Origin of the sequence: Thermobifida halotolerans (assembly GCF_003574835.2) — a bacterium.
Classification (GTDB): Bacteria; Actinomycetota; Actinomycetes; order Streptosporangiales; family Streptosporangiaceae; genus Thermobifida; species Thermobifida halotolerans.
Genome location: NZ_CP063196.1, coordinates 2,384,386 through 2,408,517, shown reverse-complemented (window position 1 = coordinate 2,408,517; position 24,132 = coordinate 2,384,386). Strand labels below are relative to the sequence as shown.

19 protein-coding genes, 1 pseudogene and 1 CRISPR repeat array (1 of these 21 only partly in view) are annotated in these 24,132 nt (G+C 73.2%); of the genes and pseudogenes, 9 read left to right on the top strand and 11 right to left on the bottom strand.

Annotated features, from left to right (window positions below; all coding sequences use genetic code 11):
- The first annotated feature begins 159 nt into the window (after positions 1-159).
- The 5 genes from NI17_RS10785 (at position 160) to NI17_RS10765 (ending at position 5,057) form a co-directional block, all read left to right on the top strand.
- A complete protein-coding gene (locus NI17_RS10785; RefSeq protein WP_068691035.1) occupies positions 160-1,023 on the top strand; it encodes a helix-turn-helix domain-containing protein in 864 nt (287 codons plus the stop codon).
- Entirely contained in the window at positions 1,020-1,274 is a 255-nt protein-coding gene (locus tag NI17_RS10780) for a DUF397 domain-containing protein (protein ID WP_068690953.1), read from the top strand. The genes NI17_RS10785 and NI17_RS10780 overlap by 4 nt, the downstream gene beginning before the upstream one ends.
- Before the next feature lie 481 nt (positions 1,275-1,755).
- Entirely contained in the window at positions 1,756-3,279 is a 1,524-nt protein-coding gene (locus tag NI17_RS10775) for an aminopeptidase P family protein (RefSeq protein WP_068690955.1), read from the top strand.
- A gap of 261 nt (positions 3,280-3,540) precedes the next feature.
- On the top strand, positions 3,541-3,906 hold the full coding sequence (locus NI17_RS10770; protein WP_068690958.1) for a DUF952 domain-containing protein: 366 nt from the start codon (positions 3,541-3,543) through the stop codon (positions 3,904-3,906).
- Between the two features lie 311 nt (positions 3,907-4,217).
- Positions 4,218-5,057, top strand: coding sequence for a glycosyltransferase family 2 protein (locus tag NI17_RS10765; RefSeq protein WP_068690960.1), 840 nt, complete (start codon positions 4,218-4,220; stop codon positions 5,055-5,057).
- A gap of 169 nt (positions 5,058-5,226) precedes the next feature.
- On the opposite strand, the gene NI17_RS10760 is transcribed toward NI17_RS10765, so the two are convergent.
- The gene (locus tag NI17_RS10760; protein WP_068690962.1) at positions 5,227-6,159 is read right to left on the bottom strand and encodes a serine/threonine dehydratase; all 933 of its coding nucleotides are present in this window, start codon (positions 6,157-6,159) and stop codon (positions 5,227-5,229) included.
- Between the two features lie 84 nt (positions 6,160-6,243).
- Here NI17_RS10760 and NI17_RS10755 point away from each other — a divergent pair, with 84 nt between their 5' ends.
- On the top strand, positions 6,244-7,149 hold the full coding sequence (locus NI17_RS10755; protein ID WP_068690965.1) for a LysR family transcriptional regulator: 906 nt from the start codon (positions 6,244-6,246) through the stop codon (positions 7,147-7,149).
- A gap of 13 nt (positions 7,150-7,162) precedes the next feature.
- Here the strand turns inward: NI17_RS10755 and NI17_RS10750 are convergent, their stop codons facing one another.
- The 3 genes from NI17_RS10750 to NI17_RS10740 form a co-directional block, all read right to left on the bottom strand.
- A complete protein-coding gene (locus NI17_RS10750; RefSeq protein WP_068690967.1) occupies positions 7,163-9,634 on the bottom strand; it encodes a SpoIIE family protein phosphatase in 2,472 nt (823 codons plus the stop codon).
- A 105-nt stretch (positions 9,635-9,739) separates the two neighbouring features.
- On the bottom strand, positions 9,740-10,159 hold the full coding sequence (locus NI17_RS10745; RefSeq protein WP_068690970.1) for a hypothetical protein: 420 nt from the start codon (positions 10,157-10,159) through the stop codon (positions 9,740-9,742).
- A gap of 218 nt (positions 10,160-10,377) precedes the next feature.
- Positions 10,378-12,696, bottom strand: coding sequence for an FdhF/YdeP family oxidoreductase (locus NI17_RS10740; RefSeq protein ID WP_119267531.1), 2,319 nt, complete (start codon positions 12,694-12,696; stop codon positions 10,378-10,380).
- A 320-nt stretch (positions 12,697-13,016) separates the two neighbouring features.
- On the opposite strand from NI17_RS10740, the gene NI17_RS10735 reads away from it, so the two are divergent.
- Complete coding sequence (locus tag NI17_RS10735; protein ID WP_068690973.1) at positions 13,017-13,220, top strand: cold-shock protein; 204 nt, start codon at positions 13,017-13,019, stop codon at positions 13,218-13,220.
- Between the two features lie 59 nt (positions 13,221-13,279).
- Here the strand turns inward: NI17_RS10735 and NI17_RS10730 are convergent, their stop codons facing one another.
- The 5 genes from NI17_RS10730 to NI17_RS10710 all read right to left on the bottom strand — a co-directional run bounded on the left by NI17_RS10730 (position 13,280) and on the right by NI17_RS10710 (position 19,784).
- Entirely contained in the window at positions 13,280-14,503 is a 1,224-nt protein-coding gene (locus NI17_RS10730) for an AGE family epimerase/isomerase (RefSeq protein WP_068690975.1), read from the bottom strand.
- Positions 14,504-14,701: 198 nt separating this feature from the next.
- On the bottom strand, positions 14,702-15,394 hold the full coding sequence (locus NI17_RS10725) for an SWIM zinc finger family protein (protein WP_243597682.1): 693 nt from the start codon (positions 15,392-15,394) through the stop codon (positions 14,702-14,704).
- Complete coding sequence (locus NI17_RS10720; protein WP_243597681.1) at positions 15,391-18,354, bottom strand: DEAD/DEAH box helicase; 2,964 nt, start codon at positions 18,352-18,354, stop codon at positions 15,391-15,393. Before NI17_RS10720 ends, NI17_RS10725 begins: the two co-directional genes overlap by 4 nt.
- A gap of 81 nt (positions 18,355-18,435) precedes the next feature.
- Entirely contained in the window at positions 18,436-19,305 is an 870-nt protein-coding gene (locus NI17_RS10715; RefSeq protein ID WP_068690979.1) for an SAM-dependent methyltransferase, read from the bottom strand.
- A 2-nt stretch (positions 19,306-19,307) separates the two neighbouring features.
- The gene (locus NI17_RS10710) at positions 19,308-19,784 is read right to left on the bottom strand and encodes a GbsR/MarR family transcriptional regulator (protein WP_068690982.1); all 477 of its coding nucleotides are present in this window, start codon (positions 19,782-19,784) and stop codon (positions 19,308-19,310) included.
- A gap of 178 nt (positions 19,785-19,962) precedes the next feature.
- Between NI17_RS10710 and NI17_RS10705 the strand changes: the two genes are divergently transcribed.
- On the top strand, positions 19,963-21,231 hold the full coding sequence (locus NI17_RS10705; RefSeq protein WP_199860025.1) for a DUF5685 family protein: 1,269 nt from the start codon (positions 19,963-19,965) through the stop codon (positions 21,229-21,231).
- A 15-nt stretch (positions 21,232-21,246) separates the two neighbouring features.
- Here the strand turns inward: NI17_RS10705 and NI17_RS10700 are convergent, their stop codons facing one another.
- Complete coding sequence (locus NI17_RS10700; protein WP_068690984.1) at positions 21,247-21,627, bottom strand: DUF3037 domain-containing protein; 381 nt, start codon at positions 21,625-21,627, stop codon at positions 21,247-21,249.
- On the bottom strand, positions 21,624-22,379 hold the full coding sequence (locus NI17_RS10695) for a HipA family kinase (protein WP_068690987.1): 756 nt from the start codon (positions 22,377-22,379) through the stop codon (positions 21,624-21,626). The genes NI17_RS10700 and NI17_RS10695 overlap by 4 nt, the downstream gene beginning before the upstream one ends.
- An 81-nt stretch (positions 22,380-22,460) precedes the next feature.
- Here NI17_RS10695 and NI17_RS10690 point away from each other — a divergent pair.
- Positions 22,461-22,724: pseudogene (locus NI17_RS10690) on the top strand (chlorite dismutase family protein); the annotation flags it as partial.
- A gap of 337 nt (positions 22,725-23,061) precedes the next feature.
- Positions 23,062-24,132: a CRISPR direct-repeat array (repeat unit 29 nt; unit sequence GTGAGCCCCACGCACGTGGGGATGGACCG); it runs 117 nt beyond the window's last position.

Here is a 24,132-nt window from a genome sequence, read left to right as displayed (position 1 = left end):
GGTTCCTCGGACACGGCGGGCGGACGGGGCATAGCCTGACCAGGAAGACTGTCTGTGGTGCGGTGGTCGCTGGCTACACTTTTACAGTAAAAGTGAATTTCACTAGAGTCAACGTTGGATAGTGAAATTTCCTTTGAGAGTAGAGGTGAAGCCGTGTCCATGCGTCAGCCGCACAGCCCGTCCATCCGTCGCCGTCGTCTGTCTGCTGAACTTCGTCAAGCCCGTCACCAGCAGAGTTTGACCACCAAGCAGGTCGCCCAGGAACTCAAGTGGGCTGTGGGTAAGCTCAGCAAGATCGAGAATTCCGAGACGCAGACGATCAAGGCCGCTGACCTCGACAAACTGCTGAACCTCTACAAGGTTGAGGAAGTTGAGAAGCGTGAGGCCCTACACCAGCTCGCCCGCGACGCCAAGGAGCGGGGCTGGTGGATGAAGTATCGCGACGTGTTCGGCAACGAGGCGCTTCCGGACTTCGAGGCCGAGGCATCCACCGTCCGAGCATTCGAATCTCAGGTCATTCCCGGGCTGTTGCAGACTCCCGAGTACGCCGAAGCCATCTTCCGGGGCGGCAGGTACACCGACCACGGAGTGATCCGACGCCGGGTGGAGGCCCGCATGACGCGGCGGGAAATCCTCACCCGCTTCGACCCAGTCCATCTGCGCGCGGTCATCGACGAATCAGCCCTGCTGCGTCTGATCGGTGGGCGAGAGGTGATGGCCGGTCAACTCCGTCACCTACTGCACATGGCGAAGATGCCGCACATCGACGTGCAGATCCTGCCCTTGGCCGCAGGCGCACACGCCGCGCTGACCGCCCCGTTCACCATCCTGGAGTTCCCCAGTCCGCTCGACCCCACCATCGTGTGCGTGGAGACACTGAACGAAGCGCTCTACCTGGAGTTGCCCGAGGACGTGCAGCCGTATATCGCTGCTTTCGGGGATATACAGGGATCGGCGGTCAGTGCGGCACAATCTGCCACGATCGTCTCCAAAGCCCTTAAAACTCTAGAGAGCAGTGAATGAGCCACGAACTGGTGTTCCGCAAGAGTAGTTACAGCGGCCAAGGGGTTAACTGTGTCGAGGTGGCCCCCATCTCCACCGACTTCCGCAAGAGCAGCCACAGCGGCCAAGATCAGAACTGCCTCGAAGTCGCCCCCCTCCCTACCCCCGGGGCCGCCCTCCGGGACTCCAAGCACCCTTCCCTCGGCCACTTGGCCTTCCCTTCCGCCGCGTGGGGGGCGTTCCTTGCCGCCGCGCGTCGCGACGTGCTCTGAACCGCGATGATCTTGACCCCAGTGGGCGGTGTTTCGCGAAAAAGGCCCACTGGGGTCGAGATCATCGCGGGGGCTGCCTCAAGGCTGCCGCGCCTCCCGGCCGAAGCGGACCCGGCCGTTCGGGTGTTTCCTTTTCCTCCGGGGGCCTCTTCCGCATGCGGGGGAGGGTACGGTGTCCAGTCCGGCCCCTGCGGTGGGTTGCCACGGGTTGCCGGTGGCCGGTCGAGGCGCCCCGGCGCCGAGTCCAGGCGCTGCCAACCCGTGGGGGCCGTTGCGGGGGGTGGGGTGGAATGCCTCGTCTCCTCGTCTCCCCGCCTCTGAACCGCGATGGTCTCGACAACAGGAGGCGGTGTTTCGCGGAGAAGCCCCCCGGGGGTCAAGATCATCGCGGGGTCGCGCCCTGCTCCTAGCATGGGAAGCAGGGCCGCACCCGCCCGGGTAGGCACCAGGTGAGGCACGCGAAGGCACAGGGAGGGCAGCCGTGAGTGAGCAGCAGTACTCCGAGGGACAGCCGGTCGGCGAGGAGCAGGAGCGGCAGAAGGCCGCACCCCGGTTCCGAGGCCGCAAGAACGGCCCCTACCGGGACGTCTCACCCGAACTGGAGCGGTGGATGCGCACCGGGTGGGCCGACACCGAGCGGCGGGACCTGGACCCGGTCGAGCAGGCCCCCTACACCGCCAAGCGGCGCGCCGCGCTCAGCGCCCGCTTCCCCGGCGAGCGGCTGGTGATCCCCGCGGGCAACCTCAAGACCCGCTCCAACGACACCGAGTACCCGTTCCGCGCCGCCAGCGACTACGTCTACCTGACCGGCGACCAGTCCGAGGACGGCTGCCTGGTCCTGGAGCCGCGCACCGACGGCGGCCACGACGCCGCGCTGTACCTGCTGCCGCGCTCCGAGCGCGACAACGGCGAGTTCTGGCTGGACGGGCACGGCGAGCTGTGGACTGGGCGGCGCAACAGCCTCGCCGAGTCCGCCGCGCTGTACGGGCTGCCCACCCGTGACGTGCGCACCCTGCCCGACGTGCTGCGCGACGCGCCCGATGCGCCCACCCGCATCGTGCGCGGCCACGACGCCGCCCTGGAGGGCGTGCTCACCCTGCGCCGCTCGACGGGGGAGCCCGAGGCCGCCGAGGAGGCCGCCCGCCGCGACGCCGAACTGGCGGTCTTCCTGCACGACGCGCGCCTGGTCAAGGACGAGTGGGAGGTCGGCCAGTTGCAGCGGGCCGTCGACTCCACCGTGCGCGGCTTCGAGGACGTGGTCCGCGTGCTGCCGCAGGCCCAGGCCACCTCCGAGCGCTACATCGAGGGCACGTTCTTCCTGCGCGCCCGCGTGGAGGGCAACGACGTCGGCTACGGCACCATCGCCGCCTCCGGCCCCAACGCCACCACCCTGCACTGGATGCGCAACGACGGTCCGGTGCGCCCCGGCGAGCTGCTGCTGCTCGACGCGGGCGTGGAGACCACCACCCTCTACACCGCCGACGTCACCCGCACCCTCCCGGTCAGCGGGCGCTTCACCGACGTGCAGCGCCGCGTCTACGACCTGGTGTACGCCGCCCAGGAGGCGGGCATCGCCGAGGTGCGGCCCGGGCGCCCGTTCCGGGCCTACCACGACGCCGCCCAGCGGGTGCTCGCCGAGGGCCTGGTGGAGTGGGGGCTGCTGGAGGGGCCGGCCGAGCGCGTCGTCGAACTGGGGCTGCAGCGCCGCTACACCCTGCACGGCACCGGCCACATGCTCGGCCTGGACGTGCACGACTGCGCGGTGGCGCGCACCGAGGCCTATGTGGACGGCGTCCTGGAGCCCGGCATGGTCATGACGGTGGAGCCGGGCCTGTACTTCCAGCCCGACGACCTGACCGTGCCCGAGGAGCTGCGCGGCATCGGGGTGCGCATCGAGGACGACATCCTCGTCACCCCCGACGGCAACCGCAACCTGTCCGCCGCGCTGCCGCGTACCTCCGCCGACGTCGAGGCGTGGCTGGCGGACCTGCTGCCCCGCTCCTGACCCCGTCACCCGCCCTGTCCGCGCCCCGGCGTCCGCGCGCCGGGGCGCGGACGCGTTCCGGTCGGATCTCCACCAACGCACCGGACGGCGCGGACAAAATGCGGACATGTCTGGAATCGCGAAAACGCGTGTCGGAAAATCCGGTACCGCCCACTGGACAACAAACCTCTCACCCGGTCTGTCCAGTGATTTCTTGGCGAAGAGACGGTGACTCACGTCAGAATGTGCCGAAGAGGGACGAAATCGCGATAGAAATATCCGGTGATCTATCACGTGGCACCGATCGAGAGATGGCGGTCCGAACCCGACCGCCCCTATGCGCCCGCCTCGCTGCAGCGGGACGGTTTCGTACACGGCGTGGCCGACGAGGAGATGACCCTGCGGGTGGCCAACGCGTTCTTCCGTAATCCGCCCAGCCCCGTGGTGGCGCTGGTGATCGACGAGGCGGGACTCGGAAAGGAGGTGGAGGTGCGGGACGAGGAGGCGGTCCCCACCCCGCCGGGATTCGACGAGGGAGTGGTGTTCCGGCACGTCTACGGGCCGATCGACCGCTCCGCCGTGGTGGCGCTGTGCGACCTGGAGCGCGACGAGCGGGGAGATTACACCGCACTGGTGCCCCGCGACTGACCACGGCGCCCGTCGTCCGCGGTCCCGCGGCCGGGTGTGGCGAACTTCCGCTCCCGGGGTCTCGTGGTCGCGCCCGGTTCGGGATACTTTGACCTCGGCGGGCGAAGACTTCACCCGCGATCCAAGCAGTGTTCGGATCCGTGCGATAGGTATCTCTCCTGCCTGCGGTGGGAACCGGAGGCGATCGCAGCGGATCCGACCGTGCGGGCGCGGTGGGACGGCCCGTGGGGTGTCGGCCTTGACGGCGGGCGCGGCCTCGGGCCACCGTCGACCGGGCCGCGGTATCCGACACACTGGACGATGGGGAGAAGATGAAGATCTCGGTGGTGGTGCCCGCCTACAACGAGGAGGCGGTGATCGGGCGCTGCCTGGACGCGTTGGTGAGCCAGATCGTGCCGGTCGACGAGATCCTGGTCGTCGACAACAACTCCAGCGACCGGACCGGTGAGATCGCCGAGAAGTACCGCGATCACGGGGTCCGGGTGATTCGCGAGACGACCCAGGGACTGGTTCCGGCGCGCAACCGCGGCTTCGACGAGGCCACCGGTGACATCCTGGGGCGTATCGACGCCGACACCCTGGTCGAGCCGGACTGGTCGCAGCGGCTCGCCGAGGCGTTCGCCGACCCGACGGTCTCGGCGGCCACCGGCCCGTCCTGGTTCTACGACGCGCCGCTGCACCGCACCGGGCTGGTCGCCCAGCGCCTGTTCTGCCACCGGGTCAACCGCATGCTGTCGGGGCACCCGATGCTGTGGGGCTCCAACATGGCGCTGACCAAGGAGTGCTGGCGGGAACTGCGCGAGCACGCCTGCCCCGGCCCCGACATCTTCGAGGACCTGGACCTGGCCATCCACCTGCACCGCCTGGGCCGCAAGGTGTGCTACACCGACCGGATGCGCGCCCCGGTCTCGGCACGCCGCATCGGCGGTTCGCTGCGGGACCTCCACCGCTACCTGCGGACCTGGCACCACACCTACGCGCTGCACGGCGAGCGGCGGGCGGCGGTGGGCGCGCGGGCGTTCAAGTTCGCCGGGCTGGTCTTCCTGTTCCCGTCGGTGTCGCTGATGCTGCGCGCCTACACCCCGTACGAGGGCACGCTGTCGCTGCGCAAACTGTTCTCCCGCTCCGAGGAGGCACGGCCCATCCCCTGACCGGTGCCGCAAGGAGGTCCAGACCACCTCGGCCCCGGGGAAGGTCCGGGTGGTCCTACCCCCCAGGGGCAGGACCACCCGGAGACCCCGTGGTGCGGGGAGGCGGGGGCACGGGGAGCGCGTCACTCCTCCGCCACCCCGGCCCGTCCCGGAGCGTCTTTCAGAGGGGTCAGTCGACGGGCCGCCAGTCGGCGTTGGCGCCGCAGACCACCACGCACGGCAGTTCCCCGGGGACCCGCCCGGCCAGCCAGGCGGCCATCGGCGCGGCGGCGGCGGGTTCGGCGGCGATGCGGAACTCCTCCCACAGCAGGTCGCGCGCTGCCAGGATCTCGGTGTCGGACACCAGCGCCGTGGCCAGGCGGCGGCCGCGCAGCACCGCGAACGGGACGTCGCCGACCCGGGACGCGCCCAGCGCCGAGGACGCCACCGAGTCCACGGGGGCGTCCACCGGTCCGCCCGCGGCGAGCGCGGCGTGCAGGCTGGCGCAGCCGTGCGGCTCCACCGCCACCGCGGTGCGCTCCTCGCCGATGCCCAGGCTCACCCCGGCGACCAGTCCGCCCCCGCCTACGGCCACCGCCACCGCGTCGCAGTCCGGCGCGTCCGCGGCGATCTCGTAACCGAGAGTGCCCTGGCCCGCCACCACGTCCGGGTCGTCGTAGGCGTGCAGGTAGCGCACGCCCTCGGCCTCGGCGTACTCCCGGGCCGCCGCGGCGGCCGTCGCGTAGTCGGCTCCGGCGCGCACGATCTCGGCCCCGGCCTCCCGCAGCCGCCGCTCCTTGACCTCGGGGACGGTCTCGGGCACGTACACGGTGGCGCGCGCCCCCAGCATCCGGGCCGCGGTGGCCACCCCCAGGCCGTGGTTGCCGCCCGAGGCGGTGACGACCCGCCCGCCCGAGTCCCGGGCGAGCAGCGCGTTGAGCGCGCCGCGCAGCTTGAACGCGCCGGTGGTCTGCAGGTGCTCCAGTTTCAGCAGTAGCGGACGCCCCCGCAGTTCGGCCCGGAGCAGCGGGGTGCGGCGCAGGTGCGGCGCGGTGCGTTCGGCGGCCAGGCGCACGTCGAGGGCCGTGGGAACCGGACGCGGAACGGTGATGCTCGAAGTCATGATCCCACTCTGCCCACCGCGGCCGTTAAGTTAAAGTTGGGTTTTCTAAAGACGATTAAGCGTTTCTTATTCCCGGAGGGGACCGTGCTGGACGCCAACCGGCTGCGCGTCCTGGTCGAGGTGGCGCGCGCGGGCTCCGTCACCGCGGCGGCCGAACGCCTGTCCCTCACCCCGCCCGCGGTCTCCCAGCAGTTGGCCAAACTGGAACGGGAACTGGGCTGTGTGCTGGTCGAACGCGGCCGCAGCGGCGTCCGCCTCACCGAGGCCGGACGGGTGCTGCTGGAGCACGGCGAACGCGTGCTCGGGGAGTTGCGCGACGCCGAGCGGGCCGTGCGCGCCACCCTCGAACAGCACCCGCCGACTCTGACCCTGGGCGCGTTCGCCAGCGCGGGCAGGACCCTGCTGCCCGGCGCCCTCGCGGACTTCCGCCGCGCCCACCCGCACGTGCGCCTGGCGTTGAGCGACGTGGAACCGCCCGACGGCTACGGCCTGGTCACCTCCGGCGACCTCGACCTGCTCATCACGCACCGCTACCCCGGGGTCGCGCTGCCGCCCGCCTCCGGCCTGCGCCGCGAACCGCTGCTCACCGACCCGCTGCTGCTGGTGCTGCCCGACGGGCATCCCGCCGTCAAACGGCCCCGCGTCGCGCTGGCCGACCTCGCCGAGGAGGAGTGGATCTGCGGTGCGCCCGGAATCCACAACCGGATCGCGTTGGAGACCGCCGCGGCCGAGGCGGGCACGAGCGTGAACGTCGCCTACGAGACCCGCGACTACGAGGTCGCCCTCGCCCTGATCCGCGCGGGCGTGGGCATCGGCCTGGTCCCCTCCACGATCCTGCGCTCCCACGCCGAGGGCGGGTGGCGGGCGCGCCGCCTGCGCGGCACCGGCCTGGCCCGGCGGATCTTCCTGGTGCACCGGCCGCGCCCACGCGACCCGGTGCCCGCGATGGTCGCCACCCTGCGCGCCGCGGCCCGCGCCATCCGGGTGTGAGCCGCACCGCGGCTCACACGGGAACGGGCTCCCGGTCGGGCAGGGGCTGCTCCGCCCAGATGGTCTTGCCGTTGTTGCGGTGCCGGGTGCCCCACCGCCGACTGAGCTGGGCGACCAGGAACAGGCCGCGGCCCCCCTCATCGAAGGTGCGCGCCCGGCGCAGGTGCGGGGCGGTGTTGCTGGCGTCGGAGACCTCGCAGATGAGGGAGCCGTTCTGGATCAGCCGCACCTGGATGGGCGCGCTGGCGTAGCGGATGGCGTTGGTGACGAGTTCGCTGACGACCAGTTCGGTGGTGAACGACAACTCCTCCAGCCCCCAGGCGGCGAGCTGCTCGGTGGCCCAGGACCGGACCGCGCCGACGACCGAGGGGTCGGAGGGCAGGTCCCACGTGGCCACCTTGTGCGCGTCGAGGGCGCGGGTGCGGGCCACCAGCAGGGCGGCGTCGTCGAAGGTGCCCTCGGGAAGCAGGGTGTGCACCAGGGAGTCGCAGGTGGCCTCCAGCGACTCCGCCGGTTCGGCCAGCAGGTCGCGCAACCGGTCCAGTCCCTGCTCCAGACCGTGCTCCCGGGAGTCCACGAGGCCGTTGGTGTAGAACACCAGCAGGCTGCCCGCGGGCAGCTCGAACTCCACCGACTCGAACGGCATGCCGCCCACCCCCAGAAGGGGGCTGACCGGCAGGTCGACGAAGTCGACCGTTCCGTCGGGGTAGACGACCGCGGGCGGCGGATGTCCGGCCCCCGCCATGGAGCAGCGGCGCGACACCGGGTCGTAGATCGCGTACAGGCAGGTGGCGCCGATCTCGGAGTGCAGGTCGAGCCGGGCCTCCTCCTCGGCGGTGTGGTGGGTCTCCTCCTCGGTGTTGAGGTGCAGGACCAGGTCGTCGAGGTAGGTGAGCAGCTCCTCCGGGGACAGGTCCACGTCGGACAGGGTGCGTACGGCGGTGCGCAGCCGCCCCATCGTGGCCGAGGCGTGCAGTCCGTGGCCGGTGACGTCGCCGACGACCAGGGCGACGCGGGCGCCCGACAGCGGGATGACGTCGTACCAGTCGCCGCCGATGCCGAACTCGGTTCCGGCGGGCAGGTAGCGGGTGGCGACCTCCACCGCGGAGTTGGGCGGCATCCGCTGCGGCAGCAGACTGCGCTGCAGGGTCAGGGCGGCGGTGCGCTCCCGGGTGTAGCGGCGGGCGTTGTCGATGCGCACCGCGGCCTTGGCGGCGATGTCCCGGGCCAGTGTGATGTCGTCGTCGCCGAAGGGGTCGGTGCGCCGGTGCCGCAGGAGCCCGACCAGGCCGATGGGCGCGTCGCCGACCAGCAGCGGGATCAGCATCAGCGAGTGGATTCCGTGCGCGCGTATGGCGGCGGCGTGGTGCGGGACCCGCGCCAGCCACCGCATGAGGTAGGGGTCGCCGATCCGGTGTACCAGATGGCGGCGCTCGGTCAGGGAGAGGACTATCGGTGAGTCCTCCGGGTAGTGCTCCAGGTCGCCCGGTGTGGGAGTGCCCTCCAGTTCCCTGCCCAGGACCGAGCGGTGGGCGACGCAGCGGAGCGTGGCCGGGCCGCGGAACGGCTCGGTCGTCGGCTCCCCGCCCAGGTGGACCGACTCCAGGAGAGACACGAAGACGGAGTCGGCGAACCGGGGCACCAGCACCTCCGCCGCCTCCTCGGCGGTGCGGGTCATGTCCAGGGTGGTGCCGATGCGGGTGCCCGCCTCGTCCAGGACGGACAGGCGGCGGCGGGCCCAGTGCTGCGCGGAGGTGTCGAACACCGTGCAGGCGACGCCGTGCACCTGCCCCGTGCCGTCCTTGACCGGGGCGAAGAATATCGTCCAGGAGCGCTCTCGGGTCCCCTCGCCCAGACGGCCGAACACCTCGTGGCGGATCAGTTTCCCGCTGCTCAGCGCCTGGTCCAGCAGTTGGTCGAACTCGGCGAAGCTGGGCAGGGGGGCGAGTTCGCGCAGCCGCAGCCCGACCGCCTGCTCGGCGGAGACCCCCATCAGGCGGACCATGGACGCGTTGGCCTCCACGACCCGCCCCTTGTGGTCGAAGATCGTCACGGGCAGCGGCGACTGCGCCAGGGTCCACTCCCGCAACTGTTCCACGTCGACGTCGCCCACGGAGGTCGCCCGGGCGGGCTCGGAGACCCTGCCGAGGACGGTCAGGTGCCACTGGAGGGTGCCGCGGGCGTCGACGAGGGGCTGGGCGTGCAGGCGCAGCCGCAGATGGGCGTCGTCGCGGTCGCGGGCGGAGACCTCGCCGAGCCACGCCGCCGGATAGTCGGCGAAGTCGACCAGTTCCGAGGCGTCCACGGACAGCAGGTCGGCCACCGGACGTCCCACGGCCTCGGGGGGAGAGGGGCCGAACAGCCACTGGGCGCCGTGGCTCCAGGCCACGACGGTGCCGTGCGCGTCGACCGTGGCCGAGGGCATGTTCCCCCCTGGGACGGGACCGCCGGAGATCCCTCCGAAGACGTCGGTGTCGCTGTCCATGCCTCACCTCGTTGATGCCGGGCGCGCGCTTTCCATGAAGGAACTTCCCAGTTCGAGCCGGAATCATCGGATGTGGTGCGAAAAGCGCGGCACCAGGTGCGGATTTCAGGCCGCCCGGGCGGACACGGCGGTCCGCGCCGTGCTCCATCCGCTCCGCGGGGCGACGACCACCGGGGGAGCGGCTGCGGGAGCCGTCCCGGCGGCGACGAACACGCCGCGCGCCCCCACGTCCACCGACCGGCCGGGCGGGGCGATCCGCTCGGCCAGCGCCTCCACGGCGGTCAGGACCTCGGCGGCGGAGGCGTCGCGTCCCGGCAGTGCGGCCAGCGCCTCCTCGCGGCTGATCAGCGGCGTCCACAGCGGCGCGTCGGCGGGCTGGACGGACACCACGTGGTGGTCGTGCGGGGCGACGGCCAGGGCCATGCCGCGGCCCCGGCGGTCGGCGGCGTTGGCGTCGCCGACCAGCGCGATGATTCCCACCGTGAAGGCGTCGAGACGGGACGGGTGCGGGACGGTTGTGGACATCGCCGGTCCTTTCCGGGCGGGGTGGCCGTGGCGGGTGCCTCATCGGCGGCCTCTCCTGCGTGTGACGCGGGCGACCGCGTCCGCGGACGCGCGGTGGCCGCATCCGGCCACCGGCGCCGCCCCGGGCGCGGCGACACCCGCCCACGCGGCTACCCGGACCGCCGCCCCTCCAACCGCTCAGCCGCGGCCAACAGCCCGAAAGGCCCCGCGCGGGGCGCTCAGGCCGTGGCGGCCGCGCCGCTGTCGGGCTCGAAGCGCACCACGACCGACTTCGACGTCGGAGTGTTGGACACCTCGGCGGTGGAGTCCAGCGGCACCAGGACGTTGGTCTCCGGGTAGTAGGCGGCGGCGCACCCGCGGGCCGTGGGGTAGTGCACCACCAGGTAGTGGGCGGCGCGGCGCTCCACGCCGTCGGACCACTCGCTGACGATGTCGGTGTAGGAGCCGTCGGCCAGGCCCAGTCGCGCGGCGTCGTCGGGGTTGACCAGCACCACGCGCCGCCCGCCGCGCACTCCCCGGTAGCGGTCGTCCAGGCCGTAGACGGTGGTGTTGAACTGGTCGTGGGAGCGCAGGGTCTGCAGCAGCAGCCGCCCCTGCGGCACCTCGGGCGCGGTCATCGGGTTGACCGTGAAGTTGGCCTTCCCGGTGGCGGTGGGGAAGCGGCGGTCGTCGCGGGGCGCGTGCGGCAGCGCGAACCCGCCGGGGCGGCGCGCCCGCGCGTTGAAGTCGTCGAAGCCCGGGACGACGCGTTCGATGCGGTCGCGGATGAGGTCGTAGTCGCGGGTGAAGTCCTCCCAGGGCACCGGGTCGTGTGCGCCCAGCACGCGCCGGGCCAGGCCCGCCACGATCGCCACCTCCGAGCGCATCTGGTCCGACAGGGGGCGCACCGACCCGCGTGAGGCGTGCACCATCCCCATCGAGTCCTCCACCGTGACGAACTGCTCGACGCCGCCGGTGCGGTCGCGGTCGGTGCGGCCCAGCGCGGGCAGGATGAGCGCGCGGGCGCCGGTGACCACGTGGGAGCGGTTCAGCTTGGTGGACACGTGCACGGTGAGGCGGCACCGGCGCATGGCGTCCTCGGTGGCCAGGGTGTCGGGGGAGGCGGACACGAAGTTGCCGCCCATCGCGAAGAACACCCCCACCTTTCCGTCGCGCATCGCGCGGATCGCGCGCACCGTGTCGTGGCCGTGCTCGCGCGGCGGCGCGAAGCCGAACTCCGCGCCCAGGGCGTCCAGGAACTCCTCGGTGGGCCGCTCCACGATGCCCATCGTGCGGTCGCCCTGCACGTTGCTGTGTCCGCGCACCGGGCACACGCCCGCGCCGGGGCGGCCCACGTTGCCGCGCAGCAGCAGGAAGTTCACGATCTCGCGGATGGTGGGCACCGAGTGCCTGTGCTGGGTCAGGCCCATCGCCCAGCACACCACGATCCGTCTGCTGGCCAGGATCATGGCCAGCGCCTCGTCGATCTGCTCACGCGGCAGCCCGGTGGCCCGCTCGACGTCGGCCCAGAACGCGGCGTCGTCGGCCGAGCACAGCTCCTCGGCGAACTCCTCGAAGCCGTGGGTGTGCTCGGCGACGAAGTCGCGGTCCAGCGCCGAGCCGGGGCGTGCCCGGTCCGCCTCCAGCAGCATGCGGTTCCAGGCGCGAAACAGCGCGAGGTCGCCGCCCAGGCGGATCTGCAGGAACAGGTCGGTGAGCCGGGTGCCGCCCCCGGCCAGGCCGCGCGCCGTCTGCGGGTTCTTGAACTGCTGCAGGCCCGCCTCGGGCAGCGGGTTGACCGTGACGATCCGGGCGCCGCCGCGTTTGGCCCTCTCCAGCGCGGTGAGCATCCGCGGGTGGTTGGTGCCCGGGTTCTGCCCGGCCACGATGATCAGGTCTGCCCGGTACAGGTCCTCCAGCAGCACGCTGCCCTTGCCCACGCCGAGCGTCTCGGTGAGCGCGAACCCGGAGGACTCGTGGCACATGTTGGAGCAGTCGGGCAGGTTGTTGGTGCCGAACCTGCGGGCGAACAGCTGGTAGAGGAACGCGGCCTCGTTGCTGGTGCGGCCCGAGGTGTAGAACACCGCCCCGTCGGGGGAGTCCAGGGCGCCCAGTTCCTCGGCGACCAGGTCGAAGGCGCGCTCCCACGACACCGGGACGTAGTGGGAGGCGCCCGCGTCCAGGAACATCGGCTGGGTCAGCCGCCCCTGCTGGCCGAGCCAGTAGCCCGACCGGTCGGCCAGGTCGGCCACGGAGTGGCGGGCGAAGAACTCCGGGGTGACGGCGCGGCGCGTGGCCTCCTCGGCGACGGCCTTGGCGCCGTTCTCGCAGAACTCGGCGGCGTGCCGGTGGTCGCCCTCGGGCCAGGCGCAGCCGGGGCAGTCGAAGCCCTTCTTCTGGTTGACGTCGCGCAGCGTCAGCAGGCCGCGGGCCACTCCCGCCTGGCGGCCGACCACCCGCAGGCTGTTGACGACCGCGGGGACTCCCGCGGCCGAGTCGCCGGGCGCGCCGATGCGGGGTGCGTCCTGGCGTGGGTCCTCGTGCGGCGCGCGTGACATGGTCGAGCTCTTTTCCGTTGCTGGTCGTCCACCCGCGGTCCGGGGCGGTGCCGGGCCGCGTTTCCCATTGTCCCCGGTGGGGCGGCCTCGGAGAAGAACGGGGGCCAAGGATTAAGAGTGCGGATCCGGCACGGTCCGTGCCACGGCGGCACCGGTGTGGTAGCGTGACAAGCGGGTTGCAGTCGTTGATTTCTCCTGATCGTTCGCGATCGCCCGCGGAGTTGTTGACCGGCGGGCGTTTTTCTTCCGAAGAAGGTTCGCAGCACCCGCAGACCCGCAGGGTGTGGGTCTGGACCCAGCATCACAGAATGGAAGATCGCATGATCCAGGGGACCGTCAAGTGGTTCAACGGCGAAAAGGGCTTCGGATTCATCAGCCAGGACGCCGGTGGGCCTGACGTCTTCGTGCACTACAGCAACATCGACAGCGCCGGTTTCCGCAACCTCGAGGACAACCAGCGCGTCGAGTTCAACGTCACCCAGGGCCCCAAGGGCCCGCAGGCCGAGAACGTCCGCGCTCTCTAGCGCCTGCCTTCGGCTTCGGCGGGGCCGCCCGGTACGACCGGGCGGCCCCGTCCGCGTTCTCAGCCGTCTGCGGCCAGTGCCCCGGCCAGGCTGGGGGCGAGCGGCAGCAGCGGCAGGCGGGTCGCCTGGTAGGCGTGGTACACGTCCGGTTTGCCGCTCCAGGTGCCGCCCGCCGGGGGCCGCAGCGACGGGTCCAGTTCGTGGTGCCAACTGCCGCGCGCGGTGTCCACGAAGTGCGCGGCGGCGTGGTCCCACCACACCCGGTACCAGTGCTCGTAGCGTTCGTCGCCGGTGCGCCGGCCCAGCACGGCCGCCGCGGAGACCGCCTCGGCCGCCACCCAGTGCATGCGGGCGCGCACCACGGGGGCGTCGTCGAAGTCCAGGGTGTAGACGAAGCCCTCGGAGCCGTCCACCGACCAGCCGCGCTCCACCGCGGCGGCGAACATCGCCTCGGCGTCGGCCAGCAGCCACCCCGGGGCGTCCGGCAGCGCCGCCTCCAGGTGCACCAGCAGGCGGGCCCACTCCAGGACGTGGCCCACCGTCACCCCGTAGGGGCGGAACGGGTGGGCGCGGTCGCCGGTGTTGTAGTCGGCCACCACCCGCCAGTCGGCGGTGAAGTGCTCGGGCAGCCGCCAGTCGCGTGCGGCGGCCACCTCGTGGACGAAGAAGCGGGCCATGCGCAGCGCCCGGTCGGCCCACACCCGCTCACCGGTGGCGTCGCCGACGGCGAGGAACGCCTCCACCAGGTGCATGTTGCTGTTGGCGCCCCGGTAGGGCTCGTCGGCGCTCCAGTCCCGCTCCCAGCTCTCCCGGCAGCGGCCCGCCGCCTCGTCCCAGAAGCGCCGTTCGACGACGTCGACCGCCGCGTCGAGCAGTTCCCGCGCCCCCGGGCGTCCGGCGAGCGCCGCGCTGGAGGCGGCCAGCAGCACGAACGCGTGCTGGTAGGCCTCCTTGCGCGGTGAGGAGGGCGTGCCGTCGGCGTCCAGTGCGGCGAACCAGCCGTCGTGGTCGCGGTCGCGCGCGGGGCCCGACAGCGCCCGCACCCCGTGGTCGGCGAGCGCTCCCGCGCCGGGGACGCCCTCCAGGTGCGCCAGCGCGGCCACGTGGGTGACGCGGCAGGTGATCCAGGTCTGCGTGCCCTGCTCGGGCACCGGCGTGCCGTCGGCGTCCAGCCAGGCGAAGCCGTGCTCGGGGTGGGTGGCGGCGGAGACGAAGCCCAGCAGGCGCCGGGCCTCGGCGTCCAGCCAGGCCCGGTGCGCGGTCCGGGTGGTCCACGGGTTCATGGATGGCGTTCCCCTCGGTCGTGGCGGACTTGTCGGGACGCCGCCCTCCCTCCGTGCCGTCGGCGGGTGGGCCCGGCACACGCGCACGGCGCCGCCGTGGAGGATACCCCGACGCCGGCGGCACCCGCGCGGCGCGACCGGCGCCGGGGCTTCGAGCGGCCCCGACCCGGGTGCGGCACCGGCCCCGGGGTGCGGGGGTCATCCGCGGCGCAGGCGCTCGTACAGCGGGGCCAGCGCCGCCAGGGGGCCGTCGGCGGGCAGCGGCGGGGGCGGTTCGGCGCGGGCGGGCGGTGCGGGCAGCGCGGGGGCGCGCCAGAACTCGTCGGGGTCCTCGGGCAGGGGGCGGGCCGCCACCCGCACCGGCGGCGCGGCGTCGGCGTCGCCGACCGCCTCCCGCCCGGCGCGGGCGTGCGCGCGCACCGCCGCCAGCAGCGCGCCGCGGTCGCACCCCCGCCACGCCGTCAGCAGGAACGGGTCGGCGTCCACCCGCCCGGCCAGGGCGTCCAGCACCGCCGCCGCGTGCCCGCACACCCCGCCCCACTCCGGACACGAGCAGGTCACCACCGGTTCCGCGGGTCCGCGCGGCAGCAGCGGCAGCCCCAGCACGTCGAAGACCCGCGCCACCTCGGCGGGCAGGCGGCCGGCGAGCAGCCGGGCGCGAAACAGCGGCTGGCCGCCGAGCGCCGCCGCCACCGTGTCCCACTGCGGCGGCTCCAGGACGGAAAGGATCAGACTCACCCGGTGCACCCGGCCCCCGACCGCGACACGGGCCAGCACCTCCCCGGAAGCGACCCGCAGGTCCACCACCGTGCCCGCGGCGGGCGGCGCCCCGCCGCAGGCGTTCGCGTCCAGCGCCGCGCGCAGCAGGTGCGACCAGTACCGCCCGCTCACCCGGCCACCGCCTCGGGGGCCAGGCGCACCACCTCGCGCAGTTCGGCCACCGACAGTTCGGTCAGCCACTCCTCCCCGGCGCCCACCGCGCTCTCGGCGAGCGCCTTTTTGCGTTCGATCAGCTCGTCCACCCGCTCCTCCACCGTTCCCACGCACACCAGCTTGCGCACCTGCACGTCGCGCCGCTGCCCGATGCGAAACGCGCGGTCGGTGGCCTGGTTCTCCACCGCCGGGTTCCACCACCGGTCCACGTGGACCACGTGGTTGGCGGCGGTGAGATTCAGCCCGGTGCCCGCGGCCTTCAGCGACAGCAGGAACACCATCGGCTCCGGCGACTCCTGGAAACGGCGCATCATCTCCTCGCGGCGGGGCCGCGGCGTGCCGCCGTGCAGCCACAGCACCTCGCGTCCCAGCACCTCGGCGAGATGGGGGGCGAGCCGGTCCCCGAACGCGGTGTACTGGGTGAAGCACAGCGCCTTGTCGCCCGCGGCGAGCGCCTCGGCCAGCAGGTGTTCCAGCCGCTCCAGTTTGCCGGAGCGCCCCGCCAGCGGCGAGCCGTCGCCGAGGAACTGCGCCGGGTGGTTGCAGATCTGCTTGAGCCGGGACAGCGTCGCCAGCACCAGGCCCCTGCGCTGGATGCCGTCGGTGTCGTCGAGCCGTTCGGTCATCTCGTCCACCGCCGCCCGGTACAGCGACGCCTGTTCGGGGGTGAGCGTGCACCAGGTGCGCATCTCCTGCTTGTCGGGCAGGTCGGAGATGATCGCGCGGTCGGTCTTGAGGCGGCGCAGGACGAACGGGCCGGTGCGGCGGCGCAGCAGGGCGGCGGCCCGCCCGCCGTCGTCGCCCGCCCCGGCGGCGCGGTCGAACCGCGCGGCCGGGCCCAGCAGGCCGGGGTTGGCGAACTCCATGATCGACCACAGTTCGCCCAGGTTGTTCTCGACCGGGGTGCCGGTCAGCGCGATCCGGGTCTCGGCCCGCAGACCGCGGACCGCGCGGGCCTGGCGGGTTCCGCTGTTCTTGATCGCCTGCGCCTCGTCGCAGACCACCCGCCGCCACGGGATGGCGGCCAGTTCGTCGGCGTCGCGGGAGACCACCCCGTAGGTGGTCACCAGCAGGTCGGTCCGCCCGAGCAGCCGGGCCAGGTCGTTGCCGTGGGGGCGGTCGGGGCCGTGGTGCAGGCGCACCCGCAAACCGGGGGTGAACCGGGCGGCCTCGCGCAGCCAGTTGCCGGTGAGGGAGACGGGGCAGACCATCAGGGTCGGCCCGGCGGTTCCGCGGGCGCGCTCGTCGGCGAGCAGCGCCAGCAGTTGCACGGTCTTGCCCAGTCCCATGTCGTCGGCGAGGATCGCGCCGAGCCCGAGGTCGCCGAGGAAACGCAGCCAGGCCGCGCCCCTGCGCTGGTAGGGGCGCAGTTCGCCGTGGAAGCCGGGCGGGGTGGCGAGCGGGGTGAGGCGGTGCTCGGAGTCGCCCCTGAGCAGCGCGCCCAGCGCGCCGTCGGCGTCGGCCGACTCGATCGGGGCGGGAGTCTCGGGCGCGGGGGACAGCGCCAGCGCCAGTGCCTGGGAGCGGCGCATCCGGCCGCGGCCCCGGCGGCGCAGGAACTCCAGGGTCTGGCGCAGCGCGGCCGGGTCGACCATCGTCCACCGGCCGCGCAGCCGCACCAGGGGCTGCTTGAGGCGGGCCAGTTCGGCGAGGGCGTCGAGGTCGACCCGCTGGCCGCCGAGCGCGGCCTCCAGGGAGAAGTCGACCAGGTCGTCGGCGCCCACGCCGCCGCGGCCCGCCGGGGGGCGGTCGCGGACGGTCAGCCTCAGACCGAGTGCCGCCCGCTCGCTCCAGGCGGGCAGCAGCACGGTGACGCCCGCCGCGTCCAGGCGGGGCGCGGCGGCGCGGACGAAGGCGTGGGCCTCGCGCAGGGTGAGGGGGACCGTGTCGGGGGCCAGCATCTCCAGGGCGCGGGTGAGCGGGGGGAAGACGCGGGCGGCGCGGTCGAGTGCGCGCAGCGCCGCCGTCTCGGCGTCGGGTCCGAGCCAGGCGCCGCCCTCGCCGCGCCACAGGTCGCGCAGCGGCAGCCGCAGGCTGGGGTCGACGGCCGACTGCACCCACAACTCCAGGCGCCAGGCGTCCTCGGCCTCCTCCGGATCGGGTTCGGCCAGGCGCAGCAGCAGCCGGGGGCGGGTGGTGCGGTGGGCGGCGTCGAACGACTCGCGCAGCCGGTCGGCGAGCGCGGGGTCGAGGTGGCGGGCGCGCGCCTCGTCGCCGACGAGCGCGGCCGTCCACGGGGCCGCGTCCGCCGGCGGGTCGGCGGCGAGCGCGGTGCGCGCGGTCTCGTCGACCAGCGCGGCCAGTACGGCGTGGACCAGGGCGGCGGCGTCGGGGGGCGCGGCGGGGTCGAGGTGGGCGTAGGCGGCCGGGGGCAGGGCGGCGGCCAGGTCGGCGAAGTGCGCGGCGTCGGCGCCGGTCAGCAGGGGCCGCCAGCGGGCGCACGGCTCCTCGCCGACGACGAGCGGGGCCAGGCGGGCGTGGGCGACCAGGTGCTCGGCGAAGGCGTGCACCGCGGTCAGGTGGGCCAGGTCCGCGCCGAGCGCCAGGTCGGCAGAGGCGGTCCCGCGCAGCGCGGCCAGCAGGGCGCAGGCGCCCGCGCGGACGACCAGGGCGTCCACCCGCCAGCGCCGCAGCGCGCGGGGGCGCGCGGCGACCGTGCCGGGAGGGGGCGGCAGCGCGGGGGAGGGCAGCGGGTGCCGTGCGGTGCTGGGCAGGCACACCTCCAGTTCCCCGGACTCGGCCTTGGCGACGGGATCCTCCCCGGCCGCCGCGGCCAGGGCGGCGCGCAGGGTCTCGGCGTCGGCCGCGTAGGGGTGCGCCGCCGCGGCGGCGCGCGAGGCGGTGACGGCGCAGCCGGTGGAGTCCTCGGCCCACAGGGTGAGCGCGTCGTCGGCCCAGACCGCGTGCACCACCAGCACGGCCCGCCCCCCGTCCCTCGTCGTTCGCGTGCGGCACCCAGTATGGCGAGCCGGGGCGGGCTGTCCGCCCCCGGCCTCGGCTCAGCCCCTCTCGGCGAAGACGGACCGTTCGATCTCGGAGACCGGCAGGTCGCGGCCCGCGGGGGCGAGGTAGCGGTCGGTGAACTCCCGCGCCCCCATCTGCTCGACCTCGCGCCAGCCGTGCTCGGCGAGCAGGGAGGCGACCCGCTCGGGGGCCGCGCCGAAGCGCCACAGCCGGCGTTCGACGACGTACTCCTCGTGGGCGGCCCCGCCCCCGTGGAGGTCGCGCCCGGTGAGGAAGTCCTCGCGGACGTAGGTGAACACCAGTCGGCTGCCGGGGCGCGCCGCGGAGAGGACGTCCAGGGTCGCGCGGACCCCCTCCTCGGTCAGGTACTGGGTGACCGCCTCCCACACGAAGCAGGTGCGGTGCTCCTCGACGCGGTGGCCGTGGGCGGCGAGCACGTCGCCCAGGCCCCGGGTCTCGAAGTCGGCCGGCACCAGGGTGACGTGGTCGGGCACCCGCCCGTACACCCTGCGCAGCGCGGCCCGCTTGCGGTCGATGTTGGCGGGCAGGTCGACCTCCCAGACGGCGACCCGCGCCCCGGCGGGGAGCCGGTAGGCCCTGGTGTCCAGGCCCGCCCCCAGGACCACCACGGAGTCGGCCCCGCGCTCCACGGCGGCGAGCAGCTGGTCGTCGGCGTAGCGTTTGCGGCACAGCACGCTCGCCCACAGGCCGGGGACCTTGCGTTCGGTGGCGGCGACCAGCGTCCGGCGGACGCGCCCCCACCGGGCGGCCGCCACCAGCGCCCTGACCCCCGGCGGCAGGAACCGGGCGGCCAGGCCGTCGTGGACCAGGGGGCGCGGTTCGTGCTGGTCGACCGCTGCGATGACCATCGGTCCCAGAGCGGTCCGGTCGGCTCCGTGCGCCATGCTCAACGCTTCCTTCCGGGGGGTGGGGGCGGGGGTGCGTCGGCGAACACCCGCGCCATCCAGGAGAAGACCTCGTGGGCCTCGCGGATGCGCGCGGCGCGTTCGCTGTCGGGGCCGACGAGGTTCAGGCCGTCCTCGGTGACCTCCAGGTAGGAGCGGATCGAGGCGACCTGCCGCTGGACGACCGTGTGCCAGGCGCCGGGGTCGAGGCGGTAGTGGGCGGTGCGCTGCCCGGGGCGGGTGCGCCGGGTCACGAACCCCATGGTCATCAGCATCCGCAGGTTCGTGGTCAGCGAGGCCCGGCTCGCGCCGATCGCCTCGCCGATCTGCGCGGCGGACTGCTCCGGTGGGTCGCAGACCATCAGCCAGCCCAGGACGCGGCCCGCGATCGGCGGAACGCCGTCCGGCGCGAGGAACGCCGAGACCCGTTCGACCCACTCCAGCACCTCGGCTCGGTCGGGGGAGTCGGAGACCGCCATGGCCGATGCTTTCTGTCGTGGCTAGTAGTTTCAGCATCTTATGAAACAACCGTCCTGTAAAGGGGGCGGCGGGGAACGGACGGTCGCCGGTCGGTCGGGGGCTCACCTCGGGAACCGCGGCGGGGAGCCCGGCATCATAATGCTCATCACATTTCTCCTGATGAAAGCGACGGATCGGGTGTTCGGAATCCTGCGGCCGTGTCGGCACTCCCTGCCCGGCGACCTGGCCGCCCAGTGGCTGTCCCACCTGTGCGGCCTGTGCCTGGCACTGCGCGACGAGCACGGCCAGGCGGCGCGGGTGGCCACCAACTACGACGGACTGGTGATCTCGGTCCTGGTGGCCGCCCAGACCAGGACGGAAGGAGGCACCCGGATCGCGGGGCCGTGCCCGCTGCGGGGAATGCGCCGGGCCGAGGTCGCCGAGGGCGCGGGGGCCCGGCTGGCGGCGTCGGTGTCGCTGCTGCTGGCCTCCGCCAAGGTCAGCGACCACCTCGCGGACGGCGACGGCATGTACGGGCGGCGGCCGGTGCGCGGCGTGGCGCGGCGGGTCGCCGCACGCTGGGCGGCGGGCGCCCAGGACACCGGGCGGCGACTGGGATTCGACGCGGGTGCGCTCATGGCGGTGGTGGAACGGCAGGCCGAGGTGGAGGCCCGGACCGGACCCGGCGCGGACCTGCTGGCCGTCACCGCGCCGACCGAGGAGGCGACGGCCGAGGCGTTCGCCCACACCGCGCTGCTGGCCGCACGCCCCGGCAACGAGGCCCCGCTGCGCGAGGCGGGACGGCTGTTCGGCCGGGTGGCGCACCTGCTGGACGCGGTGGAGGACCTGGAAGCCGACCGGGAGTCGGGGGCGTGGAACCCCATCTCCGCCACGGGAACGGACATCACCCGGGTACGCGGGCTGTGCGACGACGCGGTGCTGGGAGTGCGACTGGCCCTGGCGGAGGCCGAGTTCACCGACAGCCGCCTGGTCCACGCCCTGCTGGTGCACGAACTGCGCAGATCGGTGCGGCGGGTGTTCGCGGCGGCGGGACACGAAACAGAGCACGCGCGCTGCGCGGCCCACCACCCCGGCGGCCCCCACCCGCACACCCGCCCCGGCGAGCACGGCGACGACCCGCACGAGGGGACCGGACACGACGGGGGACGCCACGCCGACCAGGGCACCTGGTGCTGCACCACCCCCGAGACCGAGTACCCGCCGCGGCGCCGCGGCCTCCTCGCGGGCTGCGGGGTGGCGGTGTTCATGCTGTGCACCGGACAGGTGTGCTGCCGAAACCCCTTCCCCGGACCGTGGCAGGGCGGCCCCCGCCAGTCGTGCTGCTCGGCGGTGTGCGACGCGTGCGACGCCTGCTCGCCGGGGTGCGAGAGCTGCCGGACCTGCCTGCACTGCGGCGACCGCTGCTGCTCGTGCGACGCCGACTGCTGCTGCTGTCCCTGCGACTGACGGCCGCGCGGCGGCTCAGCGCACCAGCAGGTCCAGCAGGCGGTCGGTCTCGGCTTCCGGGTCGAGGGTGAGACCGGTGTGCACGGGGCCGGGCTGCACGACGGTGCTGCGGGGAGCGGTCAGCCAGCGGAACCGGCGGCCCGCGTCCTCGGCCCCGGCCGGCCCGGCCCCGGGCGCGGCGGCGCAGACGGCCTCGACGGCGCGCAGCGCGGCGCGCACGGCGTCGGTGTCGGCGTCGGCCGCCAGCGCGCGCAGGCGGCGGGAATCGAGGTGGACACGCGCGGCCAGGAAACGGCGGGACTGGCAGTACAGGACGACTCCCGCGTTCATGGTCTCGCCGCGTCGCAGGTCGGGAACGACGCGCAGCAGGGCGTACTCGTAGGGGACGCGGGTCATCGGGTGGTCTCCGGAAGCCAGGAACGGTCGGCGGCACGGGCCAGCAGGTGGCGGACGTAGGCGGCGCGCACCTCGTCGGGGGAGTCGAACCCGGGCTCGTCGGCGAGCCACCGGTCGGGAACGAGCGCGGTGACCTCGGTGAGGAGCTCGCGGGTGATGCGGGGGGCGAGCGCGGCGTCGGCGGCGACCAGGTCGGGGTGCGCGGTGGCCAGGACGTGGTCGGCGGCGCTGTAGGGGCGGGCGGCGGCGCTGCCCGCCCCCGGCCAGTTGTGGTGGAAGATCAGGCTGGCCCCGTGGTCGATGAGGTAGGGGCGGCCGTGCCACAGCAGCAGGTTGGGGTTGCGCCAGGTGCGGTCGACGTTGGTGGTGAAGGCGTCGAACCACAGGACGCGCCCGGCCAGTTCCGGGGCGAGGGAGTGGACGGCCGGGTCGTAGCCGATGGAGCCGGGCAGGTAGTCCATGGCGAGGTTGAGCCCGGCGCTGGCGCGCAGCAGTTCCTGGATCTCGGGGTCGGGCTCGGCGCGGGCGACGAGGGGGTCGAGGTGGATGAGCGCGAGGTCGGGGACGGGCAGGTCCAGGCGTCGGGCCAGTTCGCCGGAGACGACCTCGGCGACGAGGGACTTGCGGCCCTGGCCCGCTCCCACGAACTTGATGACGTAGGTCCCCAGGTCGTCCGCCTCGACCACGGCCGGAAGCGAACCGCCCTCACGCAGGGGAGTGACGTAGCGGGTGAGGGTGATCTCTGCAAGCACGGGTCGATCCTAGTGCGCCGACCGCGGCGGTGATCACGGCTCGCAAGCACGCCGCCGGGCCACCGAGGCAGTGCCCGGGGACCGCGCGGAGAGGACCGCCAGATGCTCGCTGAGCACGGCCGGATGGCGGCTCCTTTCCCGGACGTGCGCGCCAACACGGTGTCCACGTTCGCTCTGAGCGACTACGAGTGGCTGCTCGCCTTCGAGGCCGAGCAATTGCACCGTATCGTCGACCTGATGCGTGAGTTGCGTGGTGCGGAGGCCCGTTGTCACACCCGTCTGGAGGTTCCGTTCTACACCGGTAGGCGCAAGAGCGTGGCGGAGTTGGTCGAGTCGCTGCCCTAGGGGTTGGTGTCGAAGTGGTCGGGTCCGTGTCGGTGTGGCGGTCGGGGTGATCGTGGTCGCTGTGGCGGGTCCCGGGAGGTTTGCTGGGTCGTGGTTGTCCCGGCCGTGTGACCGGTGTGGGTCTGACCGCTTTCGGTGCATGCTCCGGGGTGGGGATGTGTCGTGAGGTGGGGAGTGGTCAGGGGTTCGCGTTCGCTTCCTCGATCGGTCACGGCCGTCGCTCTGGTACGCACGGGGTGCTTGCGTGGAATTGGTCTAGAATGCTCCTGCGGTTGGAGTTTGCTCGCGGGGCGGATAACGCGGAGATAACGCCCCGCAAAACCGCAGGTCAGCTTCTGTGAGCCCCACGCACGTGGGGATGGACCACACCAGGTCACCCGGCGCATGCTGCCCCTTGGGTGAGCCCCACGCACGTGGGGATGGACCGCCAGCTAGCAGCAAGCAGACGGCTTTTATCGTGTGAGCCCCACGCACGTGGGGATGGACCTGCCTGCCATACGTAGCGGACCCCGGAGGCGAGGTGAGCCCCACGCACGTGGGGATGGACCGATCTCCGACTCTGTGGACTCTCGCCCCTGCCTGTGAGCCCCACGCACGTGGGGATGGACCGGAATTGTTGTGGACATCCGTCCCAGCAGGGTGGTGAGCCCCACGCACGTGGGGATGGACCGTCGGCGCCGGTCATGGTGACGTACCAGGCGAGGTGAGCCCCACGCACGTGGGGATGGACCGGTGGCGGATCACTCGGTTGATGCGGCTCGGTGGTGAGCCCCACGCACGTGGGGATGGACCGGGGTGACGGGTCGCCGCCAGGGTGGCGGGTCGGTGAGCCCCACGCACGTGGGGATGGACCGACGAAGCAGTTCCCTGTGATCGCGCTGGAGCTGTGAGCCCCACGCACGTGGGGATGGACCGGCGGCTCGCCTTCCGGGGACGTGACCCGCCGCGTGAGCCCCACGCACGTGGGGATGGACCGAACCCGCCCCACATGGAGTCCTTGTCGTAGAGGTGAGCCCCACGCACGTGGGGATGGACCGGGGGCTAGGGCGCGGGCGGCCATGCTGGCGGAGTGAGCCCCACGCACGTGGGGATGGACCGCCTTCAGGTTGTGCCGCTTGTGGTGGCGCGCGGTGAGCCCCACGCACGTGGGGATGGACCGCCCGGCGACCATGTGACCACCGAGCGCCAACTGTGAGCCCCACGCACGTGGGGATGGACCGTTTGACGACGGTTTCGCGTTCAAAGACTGGTCGTGAGCCCCACGCACGTGGGGATGGACCGCTGTGCCAAACTGTGGGTTGCACTGTGTACCTGTGAGCCCCACGCACGTGGGGATGGACCGAACCGCGGACACCTCCCACAAGCCCGCGACCGGTGAGCCCCACGCACGTGGGGATGGACCGCGCGC